The following is a 23,405-nucleotide window of genomic DNA, read 5'->3' on the forward strand; positions in this document are numbered from 1 at the left end:
TGCGGTACCTGAGCCAGGCCTGAAAGTGCTCCCAGCCGATAGGTCACATAACCCATGACGCGAAGCACCCAGGAAAGCCCGGTGCCGGAAACCGGCACGCCGGGTTTGAGGTGGCGGGGGCTGGAAACGGCTTACGGCGAAACCTACACGGGCACGAAGCTGGAAACGGCGGACACAGCCAAGGGGAGCCTACGGAGCTTTGCGCCAGTCCTCGACCCTACTCAAGACGGCGAAGGCACTCGGCCTGACGATTCCCCAGTCCCTGCTGGGGCGGGCGGACGAGGTGATCCGGTGAGCTGTGGCCCCGGATCCTGTGCGACAACGCGAGAGAGCTCTACGGGCTGTAAGCGTGTGGCTTCGGGTCGCCCTTCGGTATAAGATGACCCCGCTATGACCCGCGCGCTCATTGCCCTCGCCGCCATGCTGGCGCTTCTCGTGGCGCGCGACGCTGTCGCCGGCGTCCCCACCGACCAGCTCCGCGGGTCGATCGACCTCGTCCTGAAGATCGTCACGGATCCCGAGCTCAAGAAGGAGGCGAGGACGGCCGAGCGCCGGAGGAGGATCCGGGCGGTCGTCAACCAGATCTTCGACTTCACCGAGATCTCGCAGCGGGGCCTCGGGCGCCACTGGCAGGCGCGCACGCCCGCCGAGCGCGAGCAGTTCGTCGCGCTCTTCGGCGATCTCCTCGAGAACGCGTACATCACCAAGATCGAGAGCTACTCCGGGGAGAAGATCCAGTACCCCGGCGACCTCATCGACGGCGCCCTCGCGGTCGTCAAGACGCGGATCGTGACGAAGCAGGAGACGGAGATCCCGATCGACTACCGCATGTTCCTGAACGGCGGGCGCTGGGCCGTCTACGACGTGAGCATCGAGGGCATCAGCCTCATCGGCAACTACCGCACCCAGTTCAACGCGGTCATCCAGCGCTCGGGCTACCCCGACCTCGTCGCCAAGCTCAAGGCGAAGCAGGACGAGCGCCCCGGGGCGCGGGAGGCGGGGCGTACGGAGCCGGTCGCGCCGACCGCCGCGGCGGTGAAGCCGCACGAGTCGCCCTAGCCTGCATGTACGTCCCGTCGCATTTCGAAGAGACACGGCCCGAAGTCCTTCACCAGCTGATCCGCGACCACTCGTTGGCCGCGCTGGTAACGTTCGGCTCGGACGGGCTGAACGCGAACCACATCCCCCTCGAGCTCGACCCCGGGCCGGCTCCGTTCGGGACGCTGCGGGGCCATGTGGCGCGCGGCAATCCGGTGTGGCGCGACTTCTCACGAGACGTCGAGGCGCTCGCTGTCTTTCAGGGGCCCCAGGCGTACATCTCGCCCTCGTGGTACCAGACAAAGCGGGAGACGGGCAAGGTCGTGCCGACGTACAACTACATCGTCGTCCACGCGTACGGCCCCATGCGGATCATCGAAGACCGCGCGTGGCTGCGGGGGCTGGTGGAGCGGCTCACGAACCGCTACGAAGCGGGCAGGGCGGAGCCGTGGAAGGTCACGGACGCGCCCGCCGACTTCGTCGAGCAGATGCTGGGCGCCATCGTCGGAATCGAGATCCCGCTCACCCGGCTGGTCGGCAAGTGGAAGGTGAGCCAGAACAGGCCGTCGGCGGACCTGGACGGGGTCGTGACGGGCCTGCGTGAGATGAACGACAGCGATGCCCAGGTGATGTCGGGCCTGGTGAAGAAGACCGCGGGCTCGTAGCGCGAGGCCGCGGCGCCGTGAGACGGCCGGCTAGCGGTTGCCCTGACCGTCCCGTCGCGGGGTCTTGATCGCCTTGTCGCTGAGGAACTCGCCCCGGGTTTTCAGCCGCTTGACCAGCTCCTCGTACGAGGTCGTTCGGATCACCCGATCGAACTGCGAGCGGTAGTTGGAGATCAGGCTCAGGTTCTCGACGAGGATGTCGTAGATCAGCCAGCGGGTTTCCTTTCGCAGGAGCCGCGATTCGACCGGCACCTCGGTGCCGTTTTTGGTCATGATGCGCGCCCGGACGATTGCCCGGTCGCCGTCGATCTGCTCGCTCACGTACCTGAGCTTCTCCCCGCCGAACTCGTCGATCCTGGCGATATACGTCTGCTCGAGCAGGTTCGCGAAGAGCTTCACGAACTCCTCGCGCTCGGCTGGAGTCCGCTGCAGCCAGTGCGGGCCGAGCGCCCGCTTGGCCGTCTCTGACACTTCGAAGACGTCCTCGGCGAGGTGCTTGACCGCCTCGCGCCGCTCCGGCAGCGAGAGCGCGGGATTCTGCAGGACCTTCAGCACCTGGTCGGTGTAGGCGCGCAGCTGGTCCGTCGGCTGGCCCGCCCAAGCATCCGACGCGAGGCCCAGCACAAAAACCGCTAGCAGGGGGATCAATCGATGCCCGCTCATGCCGCCGTCTCAGTCATAGTGGTATTGTCGCACGACCGCGACTGTCGCGCCTCCGTTGGCGCTGAGCGGGCGGGCGTTATGGTACTGTCCCAGCGCGGGTCCGACGCAGGCGAAAGGAGGGGAGCAATGCGCTTCGGCATCTTCTACGAACACCAGCTCCCGCGCCCGTGGCCGGAAGGCGGCGAGCTCACGCTCTTCCAGGACGCCCTCAGCCAGGTCGAGCTGGCCGATCGGCTTGGCATCGACTACGCGTGGGAGGTCGAGCACCACTTCCTCGAGGAGTATTCCCATTCCTCGGCGCCCGAGGTTTTCCTGGCCGCCGCGTCTCAGCGCACCAAGCGGATCCGTCTCGGGCACGGCATCACCCTTATGCCGCCCGCGTACAACCATCCCGCGAGGGTGGCGGAGCGGCTGGCCACGCTCGACCTGGTCTCCAACGGCCGCGTCGAGTGGGGAACCGGCGAGTCGGCATCGCGCGCGGAGCTTGAAGGCTTCGGCATCGACCCGGCCGAGCGGCGGGCGATGTGGCGCGAGACCACCGAGCAGGTGGCGAACATGCTCGCGATGGACCCGTACCCGGGCTACCAGGGCAAGTACTTCGCGATGCCCGTGCGCAACGTGGTGCCCAAGCCCGTCCAGAAGCCGCACCCGCCGCTCTGGGTCGCGTGCTCGAACCGCGAGACCATCCACTTGGCAGCGCAGCTCGGGATGGGCGCGCTCACCTTCGCGTTCATCGACCCCGCGGAGGCGGCGCACTGGATCGCGGACTATTACGACACGTTCAAGCGCGAGTGCGTGCCGATCGGCCACAGCGTCAACCCGAACGTCGCCATGGTGACGGGCTTCTCGTGCCACTCGGACGCCGAGGAGGCGGGGCGGCGCGGCACGGACGGCTTCCGCTTCTTCCAGTTCGCGCTCGGCCACCACTACAGCTTCGGCAAGCACACGCCTGGGCGGACGGACATCTGGAAGAAGTTCATTGCCGTGCGCGAGCAGCTCGGGCTCGAAGTGCTCGGCGGCGGGACGGGCTGCATCGGCACGCCGGCGCAGCTCACGGCGAGCCTGCGGCAGTTCGAGGCGAACGGCGTCGACCAGACCATCTTCATCCAGCAGGGCGGCAACAACCGCCACGAGCACATCTGCGAGTCGCTCGAGCTGTTCGCGCGCGACGTGATGCCGGAGTTCAAGGAGCGCGACGCCGCGCGGCAGGCGCGGAAGATGGAGGGGCTGGCGCCGTACATCAAGGCGGCGTTCGAGCGCAAGAAGTCGATGCCGTCGCTCGCCGAGCGCGACATCCCGACCTACGAGGCCTACGGGCTGACGGTGGCCGAGGTGGACATATCCAAGATGCCGGAGGCGAACCGGCTCCGCTATCTGACCTTCCGCAAGATGCGCGAGATCGCCGAGCGAAGCTGAGCGCTCGGCGATCTCGCCGGTCGGCTACTTCTTGGCAACGAGCCCGAGCCGCGTCTCCAGCACGCCGCGCACCTCTTTCGCCGTGTCCCGCCAGAGGCTCTTGTCGGGAGCGGTGTCGTAGGCGGCCTGGATCTGCTTCCGGAACTCCGCCATCGCCGCCTCCTGCTGGTCCTGCGGCGCGACCTCGAGCGTCTTGGCGCGGATGGCGAACGCCCGCTGGGTGGCGGCGCCCGGGCGCTCGATCCAGCGCCCGATCTCGTTCCAGTCCTTGTCGAAGAAGGCGACGATGGGGATGGACCGGTAGCCGTTGTTCAGGAAGCAGTCCGTCAGGTCCGGGTTCTGGTCGCGCAGGAACACGCGCAGCTCGCAGCCCGGCATCGCCTCGGCGATCCGCGCGATCATCGGCGAGTTGCGGTGGACGTCGCCGCACCAGTTCTCGGCGAGCATGAGGATGGATTTGACCTGGCCCAAGGCGCTGAAGAACTGCTTCTCCTCGGCCGTCAGCGAGGCCTTGGTGTAGTTTTCCTCGGTGCGGGCTCGGGTGTCTCCCATCTGGGCCAGGTAGTCCTTCCAGGTCATGCCCTTGGCGAAGCGCTGCGCGTCCAGGGGAATTTTCACTTGCGCCATGTCGTCGTCTCCTTGGTTCTGAGGGTTGGATTGCATCGTCCGAGGCCCTGATAGTACACCCCGGGGCGCGCGTCCTGCTCGATCTCGGGCGGGCGCCTCAGCTGACCATCGCGTAGGTGCGCTCGATGTTGCGCAGGAGGCCCGCGCGCCAGGGCCTGTAGTCGCCGTACGTGGAGAACGGTTTCTCGTACGTGGGGGCGAGCCGGTCCGGAACGCGCCGCTGGACGTCTTCGAGCGTGGCGCCGCGGGCCGCCTCCTCGCTGACGGCCTCGACCATGTCGTGGACGTAGCCGCGGAAGGTGCGGAGCCAGTCGCGGCCCGCGGGCTCGCCGTGGCCCATGATGATCTGGGTGAAGTCGAGCTCGGCGAGACGGTCCAGCGTCGTCACCCAGTCCTCGGGGTAGCCGTCGCCCATGAAGGGCGTCCAGCCGATGACGGCGTCGCCCGTAACAACCACTTTTTCTTTCGGGAGATACACGAACACGTCCCCCTCGGTGTGGGCGCGCCCGAGGCAGAGGAGATGGATCTCGCGGTCGCGGCGGTAGAGCTTCATCGTCCGCTCGAAGGCCATGGTGGGGAGCGTGGGCTTGAGGGCCGTCACTTCCGCGAGGTACGACTCGGCGTGGCCCAGGTCGGCCTGGAGCTGCGCGCGCTCTCCGGGGGTGGCGGCCGCGGCGAGGTCGGCCTTGAGCTTTGCGATCTCGCCCGGCACCTGTCGGACGTGATCCTGGATGCGCTTGAGCCCCTTCCGCACCATCGCCTCTCGCGTGAGCTGGTTGGTGATGATCTCGGCGTTGGGGTAGGCGGCGGGGTAGACCTCGTTGCCGTGCCAGTGGTCCCAGTGGAAGTGCGTGTTGACGACGTAGCGGACGGGCTTCTTGGTGATGTCGCCCAGCCCCTCGACGATGACGCGCGCCGCCGAAGGCTTGGAGTGCGTGTCCACGATGACCACGCCGTCGTCGCTCTCGATGATCGCGGTGTTGCAGTTGACCTTGTAGGCGGGCGCCGCGACCGCGACGTGCACGCCGTCGGCGATCTTCTTGAAGTCGAACTTTGCGTCGCCCTTCGCCGGCCCCTCGTGGCCGCAGCAGTCCATTGATCGGGTCTCTCCCTCTCCGGGGGTTGGCTCAGGGCTTGAGGCCGTAGAGGCGGCGCGTATTGTCCGCGAGGATCTTCCGCTTCTGCGCATCCGTGATGTCGCCGCGGTCCTTGATCTCGTCGATCGAGCCCGGGTAGCTGTGGTCCCAGTGGGGGAAGTCGGACGCGTAGACGATCTGGTTCTCGCCGCAGAGCTTCACGGCCTGCGGCAGCAGCCACTCGTCCGCCTCGCAGGAGAAGTAGATGGATCCGCTCCGGATGTACTCGCTCGGACGCTTGCGCAGCGCCGGCGCTTCTTCCGCGCGCTTGGCGTACTCGTCGTCCATGCGCTCCATCCAGTACGGGGCCCAGCCGCAGCCGGCCTCGAGGAAGGCGAGGCGCAGGCGCGGGAAGCGCTCGGGGATGCCCTCGAAGACGACGGACGTGAGCTGGCGCATCTGACCGAAGGCGTGGGAGCAGGTGTGGGCCTGGATGAATTTCGGGAACAGGTCCACGCCGGCGCCGCCGAGATGCGAGCCCGAGGCGTGTATGCCCAGCATGACGCCGAGCCGGTCGGCTTCCTCGTAGACGGGCAAGAAGCGCTCGTCGCCCAGGAGGTGGTTGCCGTCGGCGGCGAGCATCCCGCCGACGTGGCCCAGCTCGCTGACGGCGCGCCGCAGCTCGAGCGCGGCGGCCTTGGGATCCTGCACGGGCAGGAGCGCGACGGCCTGGAGCCGGGGGCTGACCTTGATGAACTCCTCGTGCATGAGCGTGTTGTAGGCGCGGCAGAGCCTGACGGCCCAGTCGCGATCCTTGACGAAGCTCATGAAGAGGCCGAGGGTCGGGTAGAGCACCGACAGCTCCATGCCGCCCTTGTCGAGCGCGCGGAGCCACTCGTCGGCCGTGCCCGCCCAGTCATGGAATTTGTCGACGAGCCGCCGGTCCCACCCGTCGGCAGTATAGAGAGGGAAGGTGAGCGGGCGCCGGCGCCAGGGTTCGTCGAGGTACTTCGCGATCTGCTGGTACGACTCGGTGACGTGGCCGTCGGCGTCGAGAACGGGGATGGAAAGCTGGCTCATCGCCTGATCCTCCAGCGAGGGATCGCCTCGGGGTTGACGCAGTGGGCGGGCGCCTCGCCGCGACCGGCGGCGAGGATCTGCTCGAATGCCAGGCGGAGATTGGCGCGCCGGCCCGCCTCGCTGTGGCTGACGTTGTGCGGGGTCAGGATGAGACGCTCGGGATCGACCCCGCGGAGCGGGTTCCCGGGGCCCAGCGGCTCCTTGACGAACGCGTCGATGGCCGCGCCGGCGATCCAGCCCTCGCCGAGCGCCCGCGCTACGGCTTCCTCATCGGCCATCTCGCCGCGGGCCGTGTTGACGAGGAGCGCTCCGGGTTTCATGCGCCGGAGCTCCTTCTCGCCGATGAGCCCCCGCGTTTCCTCGGTCAGGGAAGCGTGGAGCGAGACGATGTCCGACTCGCCCAGCAATGCGGCGAGGTCCACCAGCGTTGCGCCGAGGGCCTCAGCGTGGGCCGCCGGCACATAGGGATCGGCTGCCAGGAGGCGCACGTCCCAGTTGCGGAGCCGCCGCGCGACGTGGGAGCCCACGCGGCCGAGGCCGACGAGGCCGACCGTCTTGCCGAAGAGGAACTCGCCGCGGTCCTGGCGCTGGGCCCACTCCCCGCGGCGGAGCTTGGCCTCGTTGTGCTTGATGCGCTTGAGCAGCATCAGGATGAGACCGATCGTCGCCTCCGCGACGGCGATGAAGTTCTCCGGCGTCGGGCTGTTGGCGACGAGGACGCCGAGCTTCGAGGCCGCGGCGAGGTCGATCTTGTCCGTTCCGATAAAGGGCACGATGACGAGCCGGAGGTCCGGCGCGGCTTCGAGGACCCCCCGGCTGATGGTCTCGAGGTGTGAAGCGAGGATGACGTCAACGCCGCGGGCACCCTCGATCAGCTCCGGTTCCGTGTAGGCCTGCCGGCCGGGCTGGTCGAGCGGGCGGCCGATGATGACCTTGTGGCCGGTTTCGAGTAGCGGATCGAGCTCTTCGGTCGGGCCGCTCGGTCCCGTGGCGAGGATCTTCATCACGGCTTCTTGCAGATCACGTTGAGGAGGGCCTGGCGCTTCTCTTCCTTGACGATGCGCAGCGCGCGCCTGAGGGCGTCGGGGAGCTGCGCGGGGTCCTCGACCCGCTCGCCGTGGCCGCCCGATGCCTGGCACACCAGCTCGTAGTCGGGCGCCGGCTCGAGCGCGGTCAGCGGCATGGAGCCGGTCCGGACGGCCCAGCCGTCGTGGGCAAAGGACTGGACGGCGCGCTTGACCGCGTTCCAGGTGCGGTTGTTGAAGACGACGAAGAGGACGGGCAGGTTGTAGGCGCGCGAGACGAAGTGAGCGGCGGTGGGCGCGCCGAAGATGTAAGCGCCGTCGCCGACGCAGCAGATCAGCGTTTTGTCCGGCGCCGCCAGCTTGGCCCCGAGCGCGGCGCCGAGTCCCCAGCCGAGCCCTCCGGACGGCGGCGCGGCGAAATAGGTTCCAGGTATCCGGAAGCACGCCTGTGTCGCGTCGAGGTCGTACTCGTTGACGACGATGGTCCGGTCATCCACGAGATCCCCCACGCAGCGCGAGAGCCACGTCATGTCGATGGGCGAGTCGGCCTCCACGGCGCGCGCCCGCGCCGCCGCGGCATCACGCTGGCGCGCGTGTAGGCCCTCCCAGCGCTTCCGGCGCTCCGCGACGGCACCGGCATCCACGCAGCGCGCGACGGCGTCGCGGAGCGCCAGGAGCGCCAGGCGCGGAGTGCCCGCGAGGGCCAGGTCGGTGGGGAAGCCTCGGAGCGGGTAGCGGGAGAAGAGCGGGTCCACGCCGAGGTGGACGATCCGCGCGTCTGGCCGCGGCCGCTTCAAAGCCGGGAGCCAGGGCACGTCGGACTCGACGACGAGGATCGCGTCGGCCTCCTCCAGATGGGGCATGACGTCGAATCCGCCGTGAAGCGGATGGTCCTGGGGAAAATTGACGTAGGTATGGAACTGGTCGAAGACCGGCGCGCCGAGCGCTTCGGCCAGCGCCACGAGGGCGGGAACGGCGCCCGGATCGCGGCCCACCGCCTTGACGATGATGAGCGGGTTCCGCGCTGACGCTAGAAGCTGCGCCGCCTCCGCGACGGACTCGGGAGAGGGAAGGAGCGGCCCGGGAGTGGCCATGCGGGCGGGATCGGCGTACTCGATCGCCTCCCGGCGCTCCGCCAGCACTTCGCGGGGCAGGGTGAGGTAGACCGGCCCCTGAGGCTCGGCCTGCGTCAACGTCAGCGCCCGGTCCACCACGGTCTCGAGGTCGGAAGCGCTCCTGAGCTCGTAGTCCCACTTGACGAACTCGCGGACCATCGCGGCCTGGTCGAAGGACTCCTGCGCCCAGTGGATGGGCCGGTCGCGGCTGCCGGGGTGGTCCGCCTCGGTGATGGGGTTCCTTCCGGCGCTGAAGAGCATCGGCACGTTCGAGCGCGCGGCATTGATGATGCCGCCGATAGCGTTGCCCGCGCCCACGATCACGTGGACCATGACCGCCTGGGGCCGTCCCGAGACCATCGCGTAGCCGTGAGCCATCGCGACGGCGGGCACCTCGTGCGGGACGGTTATCGGCCGCGGCGCGGCCTGCCCCTGCGCGTCGCGCTTGGCGTACGCTTCGATGAGGGGCGCGAAGTCCGTCCCGGCGTTGGCGAAGAGGTACTCGACGCCGCGCGCGGCGAGGAGCTCCAGATAGGCTTCGGCGGTGCTCTCGACTGCCGCTCGCTTCTGCATCTCGGGCTCTCCTTTACGCGGAAACGGGTAAGGGGCGAAAGCCTGCCGAGCTTAGCGCCGGGCGCCCAAGCGGTCAAGGACCCCGGAGACCGGTCCGGCTTGCGTCCCATTGCCGTCCGGGATAAGGTCGCGGTGGCCTCTACCCTTTCCCTCCGGAAGGAGCCCTATCGTGCCGCGTGACTACAAGGACATCCTGTACGTGACGAAGAACCACGTCGCCCGGATTACCATCAACCGGCCCAAGCAGTACAACGCGTTCACGGGCGACACGCTCAAGGAGCTGACGCTCGCGTTCGAGGAGGCCAACGCCGACGACGAGGTGGGCGTGGTCGTGCTCACGGGCGCCGGCGACAAGGCGTTCTGCGCGGGCGGCGACGTCAACTGGGAAAAGGAAGGCGGGCTCGAGCGGCAGGTGCTCGAGCCGTACATGCTCCACGTGACCGTGTCGCGCTGCTCCAAGCCCGTCATCGCGCGGGTGAACGGCTACTCGATCGGCGGCGGCAACCACCTCGCGTACTTCTGCGACTTCACCATCGCCGCCGACCACGCGGTCTTCGGCCAGAACGGCCCGCGCGTGGGCAGCCCGGCCGGAGGGCCGATCGTGAACTATCTGGCGCACGTGATCGGGCAGAAGCGCGCTCGGGAGATGTGGATGCTCTGCCGGCGCTACACGGCGAAGCAGGCGCTGGACTGGGGCCTCGCCAACGCGGTCGTGCCGCTGGCCGAGCTCGACGCCGAGGTCGGGCGCTGGTGCGAGGAGCTGCTGGCCCTGTCGCCCACCTGCCTCAGGATCCTCAAGGCATCGTTCGTCGCCGAGTTCGACCACATCCTCGGGCAGGGCGACGCGGTCCGGCGTCTGGTCGTCACACCGGAGTTCTGGAAGGAAGAGCAGCAGGAAGGCGCGCGGGCGTTTCTCGAGAAGCGAAAGCCCGACTTTTCCCGTTTCCGCAAAAGGAGGGTGTGATGGCACGCGGTTTCGCACTGTTCGCCGGCTCCACTCCCGAGATCATCCGCGCCTCGGCGCGGGAAGCCGAGGCGCTCGGGTACAGCTCCTTCTGGGTCAACCATCCCGGCTCCTTCGACGGGCTGGCCGCGCTCGCCTTCGGGGCGCGTGAGACGAAGAGTATCGAGCTCGGCATCGGCGTCATTCCGCTCCACACGCGGGGACCCGAGGCGATCGTCCAGGGAGTGCGGGTCACCGCGCTGCCGCTCGAGCGCCTTCTCCTGGGCGTGGGCAGCCCGAACCCGAATTCCCTCGGCCGCGTGCGCGACGGCGTGGCGGCGTTGAAGTCACAGCTCAAGACGCGCGTGATCGTGGCGGCGCTCGGCCCCAAGATGTGCCGCCTGGCGGGGGAGATCGCCGACGGCGTGCTCTTCAACTGGCTGACGCCCGAGCACGCGCGCGTCTCGGCCGGCTGGGTGCGCGAAGGTGCCCAGGCGGCGGGCAGGAAGCCGCCCACGCTCTTCGCCTACGTCCGTCTCGCCCTCGGCGGGAAGGCGTGCGAGAAGCTCGCGGAGGAAGGCGGTCGCTACGCGGCGATCCCGGCCTACGGCGCCCACTTCGAGCGCATGGGGGTGAAGCCCGTCGACACGTGTATCGCCGCGCAGAAGGTGGACGAGATCCCGAAAGCGCTCGGGAAGTGGCATGGTGTGGTGGACGAGGTCGTGCTCCGGGCCATCACCGGCGACGACACCGTCGAGGACAATCTGGCGCTGCTCCGGGCCGCGAAGCCGGTGTAGCGGTCAGAAAGGCGTCGGCTCCCCACGGCTATCTTGAGACCTCCACGAGCGCCGGACCTGGCTGGAATTTCCAGCCTTTGGGGCCCCGCGCGACCCGCAGTCGTACGGGCTTAGCGGGCCGGTCGTCAGCCGCCAGTTGCGCAAGCACGTCGACCTGATACCCGGTGACGGGTGTTTCCTTTGCCACGAGGAGTCATAGAAGCCGATCGGACGCGGACCCCATCGGCGCGCGTCCATGCTCCCAGCGTGACACCGTCTCTGCGGAGGTGCCCATGTGTTTGGCGAAATCGACGCCCGACCAGCCGAGGGACTTCCGAAGGAACTTGATCTCTTGCGGCGCGAGCCGTCCCTTCTTGTAAATGACCGCCGCCGCGATAGCGCGATGCAACCCTTCGATAGCCGGGATCCCCGTGTATGTCTCTCCGCAGCGTCGACACTCAGTGATTTCGACGCCGCCCACGACAACGTTTGGTAGGCCGCACTCCGGGTAGCGATAGTTCTTCTCCAGCCTCGTCTTTACAGGGCCACCGCAGTCGACACACGTCGTCATCGTCCAATCCTCCAGGCCGTTATCACGATAGCCTCCGTTTTGGAGGGCAGGGTCACGACCACACAAATTCGGTTGGTCTTGACGCGGTGTCGCCAGGAGCCGCTCACGAGTTCCGAGGGCTCAACCACACCGGCTCGCAAAACATTCAGCGCGTCCTGGGTCGTCAGCTGATCCTTCGCCATCTCTGCCTTGGCGTGGCCCGAGAAGCGAAAGACTCCTGACGTCTTCTGGATGCGGCGGCTTCAGCTCACCTGGTAGCGCTTGATCGCCGCCTGGTCGAAGGCGAGGCCGAGGCCCGGCTTCTTGGGCACGATCAGATGTCCGCCTTCCATCGCCGGCGTCTCCTCGTAGAGCCGGAGCGTCCACGGCATGTACTCGACGGTGAGGCCGTTGGGGATAGCGGCCACAAGGTGGACGTGGATCTCCGGGATGAGGTGGCTCACCACGGGCAGGTTGAATGCCTCGGCCATGCCGGCGACCTTCATCCACTGCGTGATGCCGCCCACCCGCAGGAGATCGATCATCACGATGTCGACGGAGCGCGCCTCCAGTAGGTGACGGAAGGGCACGATGCCGTAGTGGTACTCGCCCGCAGCGATGGGCGTGACCAGGGCGTCGGCCACGCGCGCGAGGCCGGCATAGTCGTCGTGGGCGGTCGGATCCTCTAACCAAAAGAGGTGGTATGGGGCGATCCGGTGCCCCACGTCGATGGCGTGGTGCACGCTCCACAGCTGGTTGATGTCGCACATGAGGTCGATGTCGGGGCCTACGGCTTCGCGCATGACGCGCACGCGCTCGACGGATGCCGCCATCGTCGCCTCGCTCCCGCACTGCATCTTCATCTGCCTGAAGCCCATGTCCACCAGCCGCGGTCCCGCCTTGGCGAGGTAGTCGACCGGGTGCTGGCGCATGAGAGCGCCGCTCGCATAGGTCGGCACGCGATCGCGCAGGTCACCGAGCAGCGCGCAGACCGACTTGCCCGCGGCCTTTCCCTTGAGGTCCCAGCACGCGATGTCCACGGCCGAGAGCGCCAGCGAGAAGATGCCGCCGGAACCCGAGCTGCCCGCGGCGCGTCTGAGCTTTGCGGCGATGGCCTCGACCTGCGTCGGGTCGTCGCCGATGATGAGCCGCGCGAGCGCATCCACGGCGGCCTTGAGCGCCGGCGTCAGCGCGCCGCCGAAGAAGGTCAGCCCGAGCCCGACCAGGCCCTGATCGGTGCCCAGCTCGAGCGTGACGAACTCGCGCGTGTCGGTGGGCTCGGGCAGGCCGACGACGAGCGGGTTATCGGCCGGCGTGCGCAGCACGCGCGTGGTGACGTGGGTGATCTTCATCGGCGGAGCCTCTCTTGTCGATCCAGGGTCAGAAGGCCAGGAAGTCCTTCAACGCTGCCAGGACCGCCTCGGGATTGTCCTCGTGAAGCGTGTGGACCGCCCGCGGGATCTCGACGAAGCGGCCGTGCGGCAGCTCTCGAGCCATGCGTAGGGCGACCTCGCGGTCGAGGATGGGGCTCGATTCGCCGCGGAGCACCAGGGTCGGCGGCGTGATCGAGCGCACGACGCCCCACCAGTCGAGATCCGGCTGGGAGCGCCGCTCCTTCACGCTCGGGTGCCAGGCCCACACGATCGCGCCGTCGGGGCGCTGCCGGAGGCTGTGCGACGCGACCCAGCGATAGTAGTGGATCCCGGGATACGGGTTGCCGCGGTAGAGATGCTGGGCCGCCTGCTCGATGCTCTCCCACGTGTCGGGCTCGGGAGGCCCCGCCGGAGCTTGAGCCGCCCGCTTGCTGATCTCGGGACCTATGTCGACGATGACCAGCTTCTGGACCCTGTCGGGCCGCTTTGACGTGAAGTACATCCCGTTCCGGCCGCCCATCGAGAGCCCGATGAGGACGAACGAGGTGAGGCCCAGCTGATCCACGACGCCGGAGATATCGTCGAAGGCCACGATGGCGTTGTAGACCTCGGCCGGATCGCTGTCGCCATGGCCGCGCTGGTCGACCGCGTACACGTGGAAATGCGGCTGCAGCGCGATGCTGAGGGTGTCCCAGGCGTGCGCGTTCCCCGTGAAGCCGTGCAGGAGCACCAGCGGCGTGCGGTCGCCACCGCCCCAGTCCAGGACGTGGAGCCGCAGGCCATTGACGACCAGGTGACGATCCAGCGGTCGAAGGAGATTCATCGGGTCCGCCCGGCATGATAGCAGGCTTGGCGGCCCCTCTCCATCGCTTGACGCGGGCCCGCCGCCGGCGCAATATCTGGCCCCATGGATATCGGCTGCCACCTTCCGACGCAGGGGCCCGTGGCCACGCGGGACGCGCTGATGACCTTCGCGCGCGAGGCCGAGAAGCGCGACATCGCGTCGCTGTGGGTCAGCGACCACGTCATCTTCCCAAGGAAGGCGACGGGCAGCTACCCCGGCGGGCGCTTCCCGCATCCGCCCGACAAGGCCTACCTCGAGCCCGTCGTCGCCCTCGCCGCCGCCGCCGTCTGCACGTCGCGCGCGCGGCTCGGCGCGTCGGTCTTCATCCTGGGACACCGGCATCCCGTCGTCATGGCCAAGATGCTCACCAGCATCGACGCGCTGTCGAACGGGCGGCTCATCTGCGGCGTGGGTGTCGGCTGGTGGAAGGAAGAGCTCGAGATCCTGGGCGCGCCTTTCCACGAGCGGGGCCGGCAGGCCGACGAGATGCTGCGCGTCTTCAAGGCGCTGTGGACTGAGGACAACCCGTCCTTCGCCGGCGAGTACTTCCGCTTCAGCGACATCGGCTTCGCCCCCAAGCCCGTGCAGAAGCCGCACCCGCCGATCTGGGTCGGCGGCGACAGCCCGGGTGCCTTCCGGCGCGTCGTCACGCTGGGAGACGGCTGGCACGCAACGTCGAAGACTCCGGCTGAGCTCAAGGAGGCGCTGGGCCGACTGCGCACTGTCGCCGACTCGGCGCGCCGCCCCTTCGAGAGCATCGCGCTCTCGATCCGCCTCTCTCTGAAGGCCGAGCTCCTCGCCCAGGGGAATCAGGCAGTGGTGGACCAGCTCTGCGAGTACAAGCGCCTCGGCTTGGGCCACGTCATGATCGACTTCCGCCGCGACGACCTGACGCAGATGCTCGAGCTCCTCGACCTCGTCACCGGCACCATCCGCCCCGCCGTGGACAGGGCCTGAGCGGGGCCGCGCTCCTTCAGCGAGGCTCGACGTGGTGGCGCAGAAATGCGCCGATCATCGCGTTGACCTGATCGGGTACCTCCATCATGTTGAAGTGCCCGGCGCCCACGGTCCAGCCGTTGACGACGTTTGGCAGCCATCCCGACATGAGATGCGGCGGGTTGAGCGGCGGCGTGGCGCACAGGTGGAGCGCGGGGACCTTGCAGCGCGCCGCGGTCGCCGGCCCGTCGAAGGCGAGGATGCCCTTCATCGCGTTCGCGGCGACGTAGCTCGGCGACGCCATCATCACCTTGAGCACGCGCTTGACGAGCCGCTTGTCCGAGGTCTTCATGAAGAGGTTGTTGGCGATGAACTGCCGGCGCGGCTCCTGGTTGCCCGCCTCGATGGCCGCCACCATGGCTCCGACCCCGGCCTTGAGCTCGGGAGGAAAGACGAATGGCGCCGGGTCGACCATGACGATGGCGGCCACCTTGTCCGGATGGGAGGCGCCCAGGTCGAGGACCGTGATGCCGCCCATGCTGTGACCGACGGCGACGACCTTGCCGAGGCCGAGCTTGCCGATCAGGAAGGCGATGTCGTCCGTGTAGGCGGAGATGGGGTACGGCCCCTGGGGCTTGTCACTTGCGCCGTGGCCGCGCAGGTCGAGAGAGACCACGCGGTGGCGCCGCGCGAAGTGCTTCGCCTGAGGGGCGAAGAACGACCGGTCGCAGGTCCAGCCGTGCACGAAGACGAAGGCTGGCTTGCCCCTGCCCCGGCTCTCGTAGGCCAGCTTGACGCCCTTGTGGGTGATCGTAGGCATGATGGCCTCCTCCTACTTGTCGAGCCAGACGTCCTGCATCCGCCCGTAGTTGTACAGCGAGTTGTGGGGGACGAGGTTCTTGACGTAGGGCCACTGGGTGAAGTACTCGTTGCGCCAGCCCAGCATGGGCCGTGCGACGTCGGCCTCGAGCTTCCGCTGGATGTCCCAGACGCGCGTGAGCCGCTTGGCGCGGTCCAGCTCCTGAGACTGGAGGTCGATCAACTTGTCCATCTCCTCGCTGCAGTAGTCGGTGTAGTTCCGCGAGGAGCCGCACCGGTAGTTCTCGTAGAGGAACCCGTCGGGGTCGTCGATGCCCGACGCCGTGAGGTTGGCGCCGATCTGGTAGTCGCGCCGGGCGAGGGCAGGGAAGAACTGGGCCGTCTCGATTTGCTTGAGCGTCGCCTCCACCCCCACCTGCCGAAGCTGGTCCACCACGAACGAGGCCAGGTCTATGTAGATCGCGAACGCCCGCGTGACCAGCTCGACGCGGAGCGGCTTGCCGGGGCCGTAGCCTGCGGAGGCCAGGAGCCGCTTCGCCTCCGCCTTGTCCTGCTCCGGCCCGCGATAGCCCGGGAGCGTCCGAAGGTCCTTGTCGAGGAGGCCCCACGCGTCGAAGGGCTTGGGCATCAGCGCGGCGCCGACCACGGCGCCGTTCTGGCGGACGCCCTGCACGTAGGCGTGCCGGTCCATCGCATAGCTGATCGCGCGCCGAATCGTCAGGTTGTCGAATGGGGCGCGCTTGTGGTTCACGACCACGTTGTCGCTGCCGTTCTGGCCGATCACACTCACCACGAGCGACGGCACGTTCTTCTTCGCCGTCTCCGCCATGAGCTTTGTCATCTCGAGCGGCACGGAGGTGTCCAGCCGTCCGGCCTGGAGCGCTGCGAGCCGGGTGCCCCGCTCTGTGATGACCGGGTAGCGGATCCCGTCGAGGTAGGGCCGGTTCGGGACGAAGTAGTCGGGGTTCCGCTCCATCTCGATCATCTGGCCCCGGACGTACTCCTTGAGCTTGAAAGGCCCCGTGCCGACGCAGCGCTGACGCAGGTCGGCGACAGGGACGTGGGCCGGGTACACCGGCGAGTAGCCGGAGGCGAGCATGAGCAGGAGCGAAGGCTGGGGCCGCTTGAGCCTGAAGATCACCGTGTAGGGCTCAGGCGCCTCGATGGCCTCGATGTTGGCGTACCAGTCTTTTCGTGGACTGAGGCGGAGTTTGGTCGGCGCGTCCGGCGCTTCGCGGACGACGTCGAACGTGTACTTGACGTCCCTCGACGTGAAGGGCTTGCCGTCGTGCCACCGCACGTTCTTTCTCAGGAAGAAGACGAGGTTCCGGTAGTTGTCCTGCCACGACCACCGCTCCGCCAGCTCGGGAATGACCGTCTCCGCGGTCTCCAGGGGCTTGAAGGGATCAAAGAGGACGAGGTTCGAGTAGCAGGGCGCCACCGGCCACACGCCGGAGATCGTGGCCGACTCGTGGATCGAGAGCCCCGGCGGGTCTTCGGCGAGCATCGCGTTGAGGATGCCGCCGCGTTTCGGTGTCTGGGCGCCGGCTGGTGCCCCCACGCAGAGCGTTCCAAAGAGCATGACGAGGCCGAGGCCGAGCGGGAGCATCGTGTGTTTTTTCATGGTGTCCTCCACATACAGGGGCGACGACGGTGCTGTCAAGGGCGAGGTGCTTCGGTCACCGCCGCCCGCTCGCCGCGCCGGGGCCCGGCGCTGGCCTGAGACGCCGCTCCGGTGCTACTCTCTTGAGGCTATCCACGGGCGGCCCGACGTGGAGAGGTTTCGCGTGCGCGACTGGACATTGACTTGACAATGGGACCTGGCAAGGGAGCCGACCCTGACCCCACAGAGCCTCGACGAGCGAGCCATCAACACCATCCGCTTCCTGTCGGTCGACGCCGTGCAGAAGGCGAACTCCGGCCACCCCGGCCTGCCCATGGGCGCGGCCGCGCCGGCCTACGTCCTGTGGACGCGGTTCCTGCGCCACAACCCGTCCGACCCGGCCTGGCCTGACCGCGACCGCTTCGTCCTCTCGGCGGGCCACGGCTCCATGCTGCTGTACTCGCTGCTGCACCTCACGGGCTACGACCTGCCGCTCGAGCAGATCAAGCAGTTCCGCCAGTGGGGGAGTCTCACCCCGGGGCACCCGGAGAGTCACCTGACGAAGGGAGTCGAGGCGACGACCGGGCCGCTCGGGCAGGGCATCGGCAACGCGGTCGGCATGGCGCTCGCCGAGGCGCACCTGGCCGCGCGCTTCAACCGGCCGGAACACGACATCATCAACCACTACACGTACGTCCTGGCGGGCGACGGCGACATGATGGAAGGCGTGCAGGCCGAGGCCGTCTCCCTCGCGGGCCACCTCAAGCTCGGCAAGCTCATCGTCCTCTACGACGACAACGGCATCTCGCTCGCGGGCACGACCTCGGTCTCGTTCAACGAAGACGTCCAAGCCCGCTTTGCCGCCTACGGCTGGCACGTCCAGGCGGTGGAGAACGGCAACGACCTGGGCGCGGTGGACAAGGCCCTCCGGGCCGCCCAGCAGGTCGGCGACCGCCCCTCGCTCATTGCGGTGCGCACGGTCATCGGGTACGGCGCGCCCCACAAGCAGGGCACCTTCCATGTCCATGGCAGCCCGCTGGGACCCGATGAGGTCAAGGCGGCCAAGGAGAACCTGGGCTGGCCTCTCGATCCGCCGTTCCTCGTTCCCGGCGACGTGAGCGCGCACTTCAGCAAAGCGGTGGAGCGCGGCTCGAAGGAGCAGGATGACTGGCGCCGACGCCTGGCTGCCTACCAGGCCGCCTTCCCCGATCTCGCCGCCGAGCTCACCCGGCGGATGGCCGGCGCGCTGCCCGCGGCCTGGGACACAGACCTGCCGGCCTTCGCCGCCGATCCGAAGGGGCTCGCCACGCGGAAGGCCTCGGAGGGCGTCATGCAGGCGTTAGCAAAGAAGCTGCCCGAGCTCGTGGGCGGCTCGGCGGACCTCGACCCCTCCACGTTCACCTGGCTCAAGGGGCAGGGCGATTTCGCGCCCGCGTCGCAGCCGCAGGAGGGCGTGCAGGGGGCGGTGGGAGGAGCGTGGGACTACAGCGGGCGAAATGTCCACTTCGGCGTCCGCGAGCACGCGATGGGCGCGGTCGTGAACGGCATGGCGTATCACGGCGGCTTCATTCCGTACGGCTCGACCTTCCTGGTCTTCTCCGACTACATGCGCGGGGCGGTCCGCCTCTCGGCGCTCGCGCGCCTCGGCTCCATCTGGGTCTACACCCACGACAGCATCGGCGTGGGCGAGGACGGCCCGACGCACCAGCCGGTGGAGCACTTCCTGGCGCTCCGGGCCATCCCCGACCTGCTGTTCATCCGTCCCGGCGACGCGAACGAGACGGCGTGGGCGTGGAAGATCGCCATCCGGAACCGCCACCGGCCGACCGCCATGGCGCTGACCCGCCAGAACGTGCCGACGCTCGATCGCTCCGTCTACGCCTCCGCCGAAGGGCTGACGCGCGGCGCGTACGTGCTGAACCCCCGCGCCGGGGCGGCGCGCCCCGACATCATCCTGATCGCCACCGGGTCGGAAGTGCAGCTCATCGTCGCGGCGGAGTCCATCCTCGCCGCGAAGGGCATCACCGCGCGGCTCGTGTCCATGCCCTGCTGGGAGCTGTTCGAGGAGCAGAGCGCCGAGTACCGGGAGAGCGTGCTGCCCAGCTCGGTGACGGCGCGCCTCGCCGTGGAGATGGGCTCTACGCTGGGCTGGGAGCGGTGGACCGGAACGGACGGCGCCACCGTCACGCTGGACCGCTTCGGCGCCTCGGCGCCCGGCGATGTCCTGATGAAAGAGCTCGGCTTCACCACGGAGCGCGTCGTCGGCGCGGCCGAGGCGCTGCTCGCGCGGACGGGCCGCCGCAGCCGGAGCTGACGGAACTCGCGGCACTACACCCATAGGGAGGACGCACGCATGCCAGCCGAAAAGGGAAAGTTCAAGGTCGTCGTCCAGCAGCCATCCGGTGGGATCACCTATGATCTCGCCGACGGCGCCTACGCGATCGAGCGGGAGGCGCTGGACCCGATCGGCGCCGAGATCGTCGAGGTGCCCGCGAAGACGGAGGAGGAGTTCATCGCAGCGGCGAAGGACGCCGACGCCGTGATCGCGCGGAACCGCCGCATCACGGCCGCCGTCATCAAGGGCTTGAAGAACTGCAAGGTCATCGGTCTCGGCAGCGTCGGCGCCGACACGGTGGACGTGGACGCGGCCACGGAGGCCGGCATCGTCGTCACCAACGTCCCCGACGTCTTCATCGACGAGGTCGCCGACCATACGATGGCGATGTTCCTGGCCGCCCATCGGCGCCTGCGCCTCATGCACCAGCTGACGGTGGACGCCAAGTGGACGGAGGGACGGCCGTACTTCAAGGATATCCCGCGCCTCTACGGCCAGACGATCGGCCTCATCTCCTTCGGCAACGTCGCCAAGGCCGTCGCCCGCCGCTGCCACGCCTTCGGCCTGCGGGTCATCGCGTATGACCCGTTCCTGGGTGAGCTCGAGATGACCGCCGTGGGCGTGGAGCCGGTCACGAGCCTCATCGACCTGTGCCAGCGCTCGGACTTTCTGTCCATGCACGCGCCCTTGAACTCGGAGACGCACCACATGATGAGCGAGAAGCAGTTCAAGGCCATGAAGAAGAGCGCCATCTTCATCAATAACGGCCGCGGGCCGACGGTGGACGAGAAGGCGCTGATCGAGGCGCTCAAGCAGAGGGAGATCGCGGGGGCGGCGCTGGACGTCTTCGAGCAGGAGCCCGTGGATCCAATGAACCCGCTGCTGCACATGGACAACGTCATCGTCACGCCTCACATCGCGTCCGCCACCGCCCGCATGGCGCCCGAGACCCGCCGTCGTCTCGGCCGCGAGATCGCTACCGTGCTCCAAGGCAAGTGGCCCCGCTCGGCCGTTAATCCCGGCGTCCTCGCAAGAACCACCCTCATCCGCTGGCAACCCTATCCAATGGGCAGAGGCCCCAACCGCTAACAGGCGGCTGAAAAAGGCCCATCTGCTTCGTTGGCGCCCTCGGCCGCACGCTCAACGTAGAAAGACTACGCCTCGCGTGCGGCCGTCGGGCGCCGCCTCGCATCTGGACCTTTTTGAGCCGCCTGCTTGTCACTTGTCGCGACACCGAACCCGGGCGGGTGGCGTTGGGGGCGGCGGGGCCGCGGCCTGCGGAGTGGGCCCTTCGCAAGTGCGCGCAGCCCGCAGGGCTGCGAATCACGCCAGCGTAGGGTGACGTAGCCGGCCGCGGCCCCGCCGCCCCCGACGACAGGCCCCGCCCGCCTCGAGCGCTAGGTAGTGGCGAGCTTCGCCCAGACGGAGCGGAGTCGCTCCATCGCAGGGGCGGGCAGGGGTCCCTTAGCCACGGCGGCGGCGGCGAACTCGAGCTGAGAGAGGTCCGAAGTGCCGATGAGCACCGTGGACAGGGCGTCCGTGGTCAGCGCGAAGCGGAAGGCGGCCTCGATCACGCTAGAGGCATATCCCTCGGCGACAAGCGGCTCGAAGGCCCGGGCGCGCGAAACATCGGTCGCGTAGTCCGGGCCCGAGGCGATCGGGTCGACCGCGGGGATGGCGATCGGATGCCGGGCGCTTTGCCCGCTGAGCGCGCCGCCCGCGAGCACGCGGATGCCGATCGTGCCCACGCCCTGCTCGCCCGCCAAGAGCGCGAGCCCGTCGAAGTCCTGCGCCGGGAAGCCTGCCGGCACCTCGTGCGCCGCGGTCGGGCTCAGCAGGTTGAAGCACACCTGCGCCGTGTCGATGGCGCCGCTCGCCAGCGCGCGGTGGAGCGCCCCGGTCTCGCCGAGCGCCGTCACGCCGAAGAAGCGGATCTTGCCCTGCTCCTGGAGGCGTCGGACCGCAGGCACGACCGCGTCCAGCACGTCGGCGACCCCGAGGCGCCGCTCGCTCCTGACGCGCGCGATCGGGTTGTGGAGGTGGAAGAGGTCGAGGCGTCCCCGTCCGAGCAGCCCGAGGCTCGTCTCGACTGAGCGCGCGATCGCGCCCGGCACGTCCTCCATGTCGGCCTGGCTCAGCCGGCACTTGCTGCCCACGATCACCGGCGGGCGCAGCGCGCGCAAGACGGCTCCCAGGTTCTTCTCCGACTGGCCGCTGCCGTAGGATGGCGCGGTGTCGAGGTAGTTGATGCCGAGCTCGACTGCGCGCGCTACGGCGCGCTCGCGGTCGGCCGGCTCGCCCCGCACCATCAAGCCGCCGACGTCGCCGCACCCGAAGGCGAGCGCGGAAACTTTGAGCCCCGTCCGGCCGAGTGTCCGGTATTCCATCACGTCAGGAACCGAGGCCGAGCCCGCGGCGCAGATCCTTCGCCGCGAGCGGGATCGTGCCGAGGGCCGCGCCCGCGACGGCCGCCCCTGCGGACTGAAGGAGCCGGCGGCGACCTTCGTTGAGTGCGCCATTCGCTCTCATCGTAAATCTCCTCACCCGGTGGGATGCGATACTGCTACTCTTTTTGATCGGTCATGTCCGGCGGTCCGTGCGAACACCCAACAAGGAATACTCCGTGCCCACCGAAAAGTCCAGCGACGCCGGCGGCGGTTTGACGCTCCGAGTGCTCCGCACCGTGATCGACGTGAGGCCTGCCGAAGCGACGGCGGTGGCATGGTCGTGGCTCTATTTCTTTTCGATCCTGTCCGCGTACTACGTCATCCGGCCGATTCGCGACGAGATCGGCGCGGCGGGCGGCATCGAGAACCTGCCGTGGCTTTTCACCGGAACGCTGATCGGCATGTTGATCGCCAACCCGCCGTTCTCGGCGCTTGTGGTCCGGCTCGCGCCCGTTCGTTTTATCTCGTGGACGTACCGATTCTTCATGGCCGACCTCGTGCTCTTTCTGGTCCTGCTGGAGACGACCTCGGGGCCCGCCAATGTGTGGGCGGGCAGGGTGTTCTACATCTGGGTGGCGATCTTCAATCTCTTCGTCGTGTCGGTGTTCTGGGGTTTTCTCGCCGACGTGTTCAGCAGCGAGCAGAGCCGGCGGCTGTTCGGCTTCATTGCCGCGGGCGGCACCATCGGCGGGATCGTCGGATCGTCGTTGACCTCCGCGCTGGTCGAACATCTCGGCCGGAGCCGGCTCCTGCTCGTCTCGGCCGTGCTGCTCGAGGTGGCCGTGTTCAGCGTCCGGCGCCTGGCGAGGATCGCGCGGGGCCTGCGCGAGCGGGCCGGAGCGGGCGGAGACGACGCGGCCGTCGGCGGCGGCGTGCTGTCCGGATTCGCCCACGCCGTCCGATCGCCCTATCTCTTAAACCTGACGGTGTACATGCTGCTCTTCACGATCCTGTCGACGTTTCTCTACTTCCAACAGGCCGATATCGCGAAACACAGCTTCACGGACCGCTCGGCGCGAACGGCGTTCTTCGCCAATATCGACTTGGCGGTCAACGTCCTCACGCTTCTCATTCAGCTCTTCCTGACGGGGCGGATCATCAAGAGGCTCGGCGTCGCTGTCACGCTCACCCTGCTTCCGGCGCTGAGCGTCGGGGGGTTCGCCGTCCTCGGGCTCGCGCCGACCGTGTCGGCAATCATCACGTTCCAGGTCCTGCGGCGGGCCGGCAACTTCGCCGTGGCGCGGCCCACCCGCGAGATGTGCTTCACCGTCGTACCCCGCGAAGACAAGTACAAGGCCAAGAGCTTCATCGATACCTTCGTCTACCGCGCGGGCGACCAGATCGGCGCCTGGGTGTATGCGGGCATGGGGCTCCTTGGGCTCGGGCTGGCGGGCATCAGCGTTGCGGCCGTGCCGATCGCGGTTCTCTGGCTGGTCAACGGGCTCTGGCTGGGCCGGCGAAACGAGTCGCTCGCCCGCGAAGCCGCGCATTGAGCGGACGC

The 23,405-nt window shown here is 68.3% G+C and carries 21 protein-coding genes; 9 read left to right on the forward strand and 12 right to left on the reverse strand.

Annotated elements, in window-relative coordinates:
* Window positions 1-390: 390 nt before the first annotated feature.
* Both Q7W02_18520 and Q7W02_18525 read left to right on the forward strand, forming a co-directional pair.
* The gene (locus Q7W02_18520) at window positions 391-1,059 is read left to right on the forward strand and encodes an ABC transporter substrate-binding protein (GenBank protein ID MDO8478153.1); all 669 of its coding nucleotides are present in this window, start codon (window positions 391-393) and stop codon (window positions 1,057-1,059) included.
* Between the two features lie 5 nt (window positions 1,060-1,064).
* Window positions 1,065-1,703 carry an FMN-binding negative transcriptional regulator gene (locus Q7W02_18525; GenBank protein MDO8478154.1) on the forward strand — a complete coding sequence of 213 codons (639 nt, stop codon included), beginning with the start codon at window positions 1,065-1,067 and terminating at the stop codon, window positions 1,701-1,703.
* A 30-nt stretch (window positions 1,704-1,733) separates the two neighbouring features.
* Here the strand turns inward: Q7W02_18525 and Q7W02_18530 are convergent, their stop codons facing one another.
* A complete protein-coding gene (locus tag Q7W02_18530) occupies window positions 1,734-2,366 on the reverse strand; it encodes an ABC transporter substrate-binding protein (GenBank protein MDO8478155.1) in 633 nt (210 codons plus the stop codon).
* A gap of 126 nt (window positions 2,367-2,492) precedes the next feature.
* On the opposite strand from Q7W02_18530, the gene Q7W02_18535 reads away from it, so the two are divergent.
* Window positions 2,493-3,782, forward strand: a complete 1,290-nt coding sequence (locus Q7W02_18535) for an LLM class flavin-dependent oxidoreductase (GenBank protein MDO8478156.1) — start codon at window positions 2,493-2,495, stop codon at window positions 3,780-3,782.
* A gap of 24 nt (window positions 3,783-3,806) precedes the next feature.
* Here the strand turns inward: Q7W02_18535 and Q7W02_18540 are convergent, their stop codons facing one another.
* The 5 genes from Q7W02_18540 to Q7W02_18560 form a co-directional block, all read right to left on the reverse strand.
* Window positions 3,807-4,409: a thioredoxin family protein gene (locus tag Q7W02_18540; GenBank protein ID MDO8478157.1), complete on the reverse strand. Its 603-nt coding sequence runs from the start codon at window positions 4,407-4,409 to the stop codon at window positions 3,807-3,809.
* A gap of 97 nt (window positions 4,410-4,506) precedes the next feature.
* Window positions 4,507-5,505, reverse strand: coding sequence for an MBL fold metallo-hydrolase (locus tag Q7W02_18545; GenBank protein MDO8478158.1), 999 nt, complete (start codon window positions 5,503-5,505; stop codon window positions 4,507-4,509).
* A gap of 31 nt (window positions 5,506-5,536) precedes the next feature.
* Window positions 5,537-6,565, reverse strand: a complete 1,029-nt coding sequence (locus tag Q7W02_18550; GenBank protein ID MDO8478159.1) for an amidohydrolase family protein — start codon at window positions 6,563-6,565, stop codon at window positions 5,537-5,539.
* The gene (locus Q7W02_18555; GenBank protein ID MDO8478160.1) at window positions 6,562-7,569 is read right to left on the reverse strand and encodes an NAD(P)-dependent oxidoreductase; all 1,008 of its coding nucleotides are present in this window, start codon (window positions 7,567-7,569) and stop codon (window positions 6,562-6,564) included. The genes Q7W02_18550 and Q7W02_18555 overlap by 4 nt, the downstream gene beginning before the upstream one ends.
* Window positions 7,569-9,278, reverse strand: a complete 1,710-nt coding sequence (locus Q7W02_18560) for a thiamine pyrophosphate-requiring protein (GenBank protein MDO8478161.1) — start codon at window positions 9,276-9,278, stop codon at window positions 7,569-7,571. The genes Q7W02_18555 and Q7W02_18560 overlap by 1 nt, the downstream gene beginning before the upstream one ends.
* 169 nt (window positions 9,279-9,447) lie before the next feature.
* On the opposite strand from Q7W02_18560, the gene Q7W02_18565 reads away from it, so the two are divergent.
* Window positions 9,448-10,242: an enoyl-CoA hydratase-related protein gene (locus Q7W02_18565; protein MDO8478162.1), complete on the forward strand. Its 795-nt coding sequence runs from the start codon at window positions 9,448-9,450 to the stop codon at window positions 10,240-10,242.
* Window positions 10,242-11,018, forward strand: a complete 777-nt coding sequence (locus Q7W02_18570; GenBank protein ID MDO8478163.1) for an LLM class flavin-dependent oxidoreductase — start codon at window positions 10,242-10,244, stop codon at window positions 11,016-11,018. The genes Q7W02_18565 and Q7W02_18570 overlap by 1 nt, the downstream gene beginning before the upstream one ends.
* A gap of 792 nt (window positions 11,019-11,810) precedes the next feature.
* Here the strand turns inward: Q7W02_18570 and Q7W02_18575 are convergent.
* Window positions 11,811-12,899 carry a mandelate racemase/muconate lactonizing enzyme family protein gene (locus tag Q7W02_18575; GenBank protein MDO8478164.1) on the reverse strand — a complete coding sequence of 363 codons (1,089 nt, stop codon included), beginning with the start codon at window positions 12,897-12,899 and terminating at the stop codon, window positions 11,811-11,813.
* Between the two features lie 28 nt (window positions 12,900-12,927).
* Window positions 12,928-13,743, reverse strand: coding sequence for an alpha/beta hydrolase (locus Q7W02_18580; GenBank protein MDO8478165.1), 816 nt, complete (start codon window positions 13,741-13,743; stop codon window positions 12,928-12,930).
* An 84-nt stretch (window positions 13,744-13,827) separates the two neighbouring features.
* Here Q7W02_18580 and Q7W02_18585 point away from each other — a divergent pair, with 84 nt between their 5' ends.
* Entirely contained in the window at window positions 13,828-14,721 is an 894-nt protein-coding gene (locus Q7W02_18585; protein MDO8478166.1) for a TIGR03619 family F420-dependent LLM class oxidoreductase, read from the forward strand.
* A 16-nt stretch (window positions 14,722-14,737) separates the two neighbouring features.
* Here the strand turns inward: Q7W02_18585 and Q7W02_18590 are convergent, their stop codons facing one another.
* Both Q7W02_18590 and Q7W02_18595 read right to left on the reverse strand, forming a co-directional pair.
* Window positions 14,738-15,520: an alpha/beta hydrolase gene (locus tag Q7W02_18590; GenBank protein ID MDO8478167.1), complete on the reverse strand. Its 783-nt coding sequence runs from the start codon at window positions 15,518-15,520 to the stop codon at window positions 14,738-14,740.
* A 12-nt stretch (window positions 15,521-15,532) separates the two neighbouring features.
* Window positions 15,533-17,143 carry an ABC transporter substrate-binding protein gene (locus Q7W02_18595; GenBank protein ID MDO8478168.1) on the reverse strand — a complete coding sequence of 537 codons (1,611 nt, stop codon included), beginning with the start codon at window positions 17,141-17,143 and terminating at the stop codon, window positions 15,533-15,535.
* 214 nt (window positions 17,144-17,357) lie between these two features.
* Here Q7W02_18595 and tkt point away from each other — a divergent pair, with 214 nt between their 5' ends.
* Window positions 17,358-19,436 (forward strand): transketolase, encoded by a 2,079-nt coding sequence (gene tkt / locus Q7W02_18600; GenBank protein ID MDO8478169.1) that lies wholly within the window; start codon window positions 17,358-17,360, stop codon window positions 19,434-19,436.
* Window positions 19,437-19,475: 39 nt separating this feature from the next.
* On the forward strand, window positions 19,476-20,546 hold the full coding sequence (locus Q7W02_18605; protein MDO8478170.1) for a C-terminal binding protein: 1,071 nt from the start codon (window positions 19,476-19,478) through the stop codon (window positions 20,544-20,546).
* A 308-nt stretch (window positions 20,547-20,854) separates the two neighbouring features.
* Here the strand turns inward: Q7W02_18605 and Q7W02_18610 are convergent, their stop codons facing one another.
* A complete protein-coding gene (locus Q7W02_18610; protein ID MDO8478171.1) occupies window positions 20,855-21,844 on the reverse strand; it encodes an aldo/keto reductase in 990 nt (329 codons plus the stop codon).
* Window positions 21,845-21,848: 4 nt separating this feature from the next.
* Window positions 21,849-21,986 (reverse strand): hypothetical protein, encoded by a 138-nt coding sequence (locus Q7W02_18615; GenBank protein ID MDO8478172.1) that lies wholly within the window; start codon window positions 21,984-21,986, stop codon window positions 21,849-21,851.
* Between the two features lie 94 nt (window positions 21,987-22,080).
* On the opposite strand from Q7W02_18615, the gene Q7W02_18620 reads away from it, so the two are divergent.
* Complete coding sequence (locus Q7W02_18620) at window positions 22,081-23,397, forward strand: Npt1/Npt2 family nucleotide transporter (GenBank protein MDO8478173.1); 1,317 nt, start codon at window positions 22,081-22,083, stop codon at window positions 23,395-23,397.
* The last annotated feature ends 8 nt before the right edge of the window (window positions 23,398-23,405 follow it).

Source organism: Candidatus Rokuibacteriota bacterium (assembly GCA_030647435.1).
Classification (GTDB): Bacteria; Methylomirabilota; Methylomirabilia; order Rokubacteriales; family CSP1-6; genus AR37.

Excerpts from the sequence above, each read along its gene's own strand:
- Q7W02_18570 (MDO8478163.1), top strand. The coding sequence starts at position 10,242 with ATGGCACGCGGTTTCGCACTGTTCGCCGGCTCCACTCCCGAGATCATC.
- Q7W02_18605 (MDO8478170.1), top strand. The coding sequence starts at position 19,476 with ATGCCAGCCGAAAAGGGAAAGTTCAAGGTCGTCGTCCAGCAGCCATCC.
- Q7W02_18610 (MDO8478171.1), bottom strand. The coding sequence starts at position 21,844 with ATGGAATACCGGACACTCGGCCGGACGGGGCTCAAAGTTTCCGCGCTC.
- Q7W02_18580 (MDO8478165.1), bottom strand. The coding sequence starts at position 13,743 with ATGAATCTCCTTCGACCGCTGGATCGTCACCTGGTCGTCAATGGCCTG.
- Q7W02_18615 (MDO8478172.1), bottom strand. The coding sequence starts at position 21,986 with ATGAGAGCGAATGGCGCACTCAACGAAGGTCGCCGCCGGCTCCTTCAG.
- Q7W02_18525 (MDO8478154.1), top strand. The coding sequence starts at position 1,065 with ATGTACGTCCCGTCGCATTTCGAAGAGACACGGCCCGAAGTCCTTCAC.
- Q7W02_18575 (MDO8478164.1), bottom strand. The coding sequence starts at position 12,899 with ATGAAGATCACCCACGTCACCACGCGCGTGCTGCGCACGCCGGCCGAT.
- Q7W02_18590 (MDO8478167.1), bottom strand. The coding sequence starts at position 15,520 with ATGCCTACGATCACCCACAAGGGCGTCAAGCTGGCCTACGAGAGCCGG.
- Q7W02_18540 (MDO8478157.1), bottom strand. The coding sequence starts at position 4,409 with ATGGCGCAAGTGAAAATTCCCCTGGACGCGCAGCGCTTCGCCAAGGGC.
- Q7W02_18550 (MDO8478159.1), bottom strand. The coding sequence starts at position 6,565 with ATGAGCCAGCTTTCCATCCCCGTTCTCGACGCCGACGGCCACGTCACC.
- Q7W02_18560 (MDO8478161.1), bottom strand. The coding sequence starts at position 9,278 with ATGCAGAAGCGAGCGGCAGTCGAGAGCACCGCCGAAGCCTATCTGGAG.
- Q7W02_18520 (MDO8478153.1), top strand. The coding sequence starts at position 391 with ATGACCCGCGCGCTCATTGCCCTCGCCGCCATGCTGGCGCTTCTCGTG.
- Q7W02_18555 (MDO8478160.1), bottom strand. The coding sequence starts at position 7,569 with ATGAAGATCCTCGCCACGGGACCGAGCGGCCCGACCGAAGAGCTCGAT.
- Q7W02_18535 (MDO8478156.1), top strand. The coding sequence starts at position 2,493 with ATGCGCTTCGGCATCTTCTACGAACACCAGCTCCCGCGCCCGTGGCCG.
- Q7W02_18595 (MDO8478168.1), bottom strand. The coding sequence starts at position 17,143 with ATGAAAAAACACACGATGCTCCCGCTCGGCCTCGGCCTCGTCATGCTC.
- Q7W02_18585 (MDO8478166.1), top strand. The coding sequence starts at position 13,828 with ATGGATATCGGCTGCCACCTTCCGACGCAGGGGCCCGTGGCCACGCGG.
- Q7W02_18530 (MDO8478155.1), bottom strand. The coding sequence starts at position 2,366 with ATGAGCGGGCATCGATTGATCCCCCTGCTAGCGGTTTTTGTGCTGGGC.
- Q7W02_18545 (MDO8478158.1), bottom strand. The coding sequence starts at position 5,505 with ATGGACTGCTGCGGCCACGAGGGGCCGGCGAAGGGCGACGCAAAGTTC.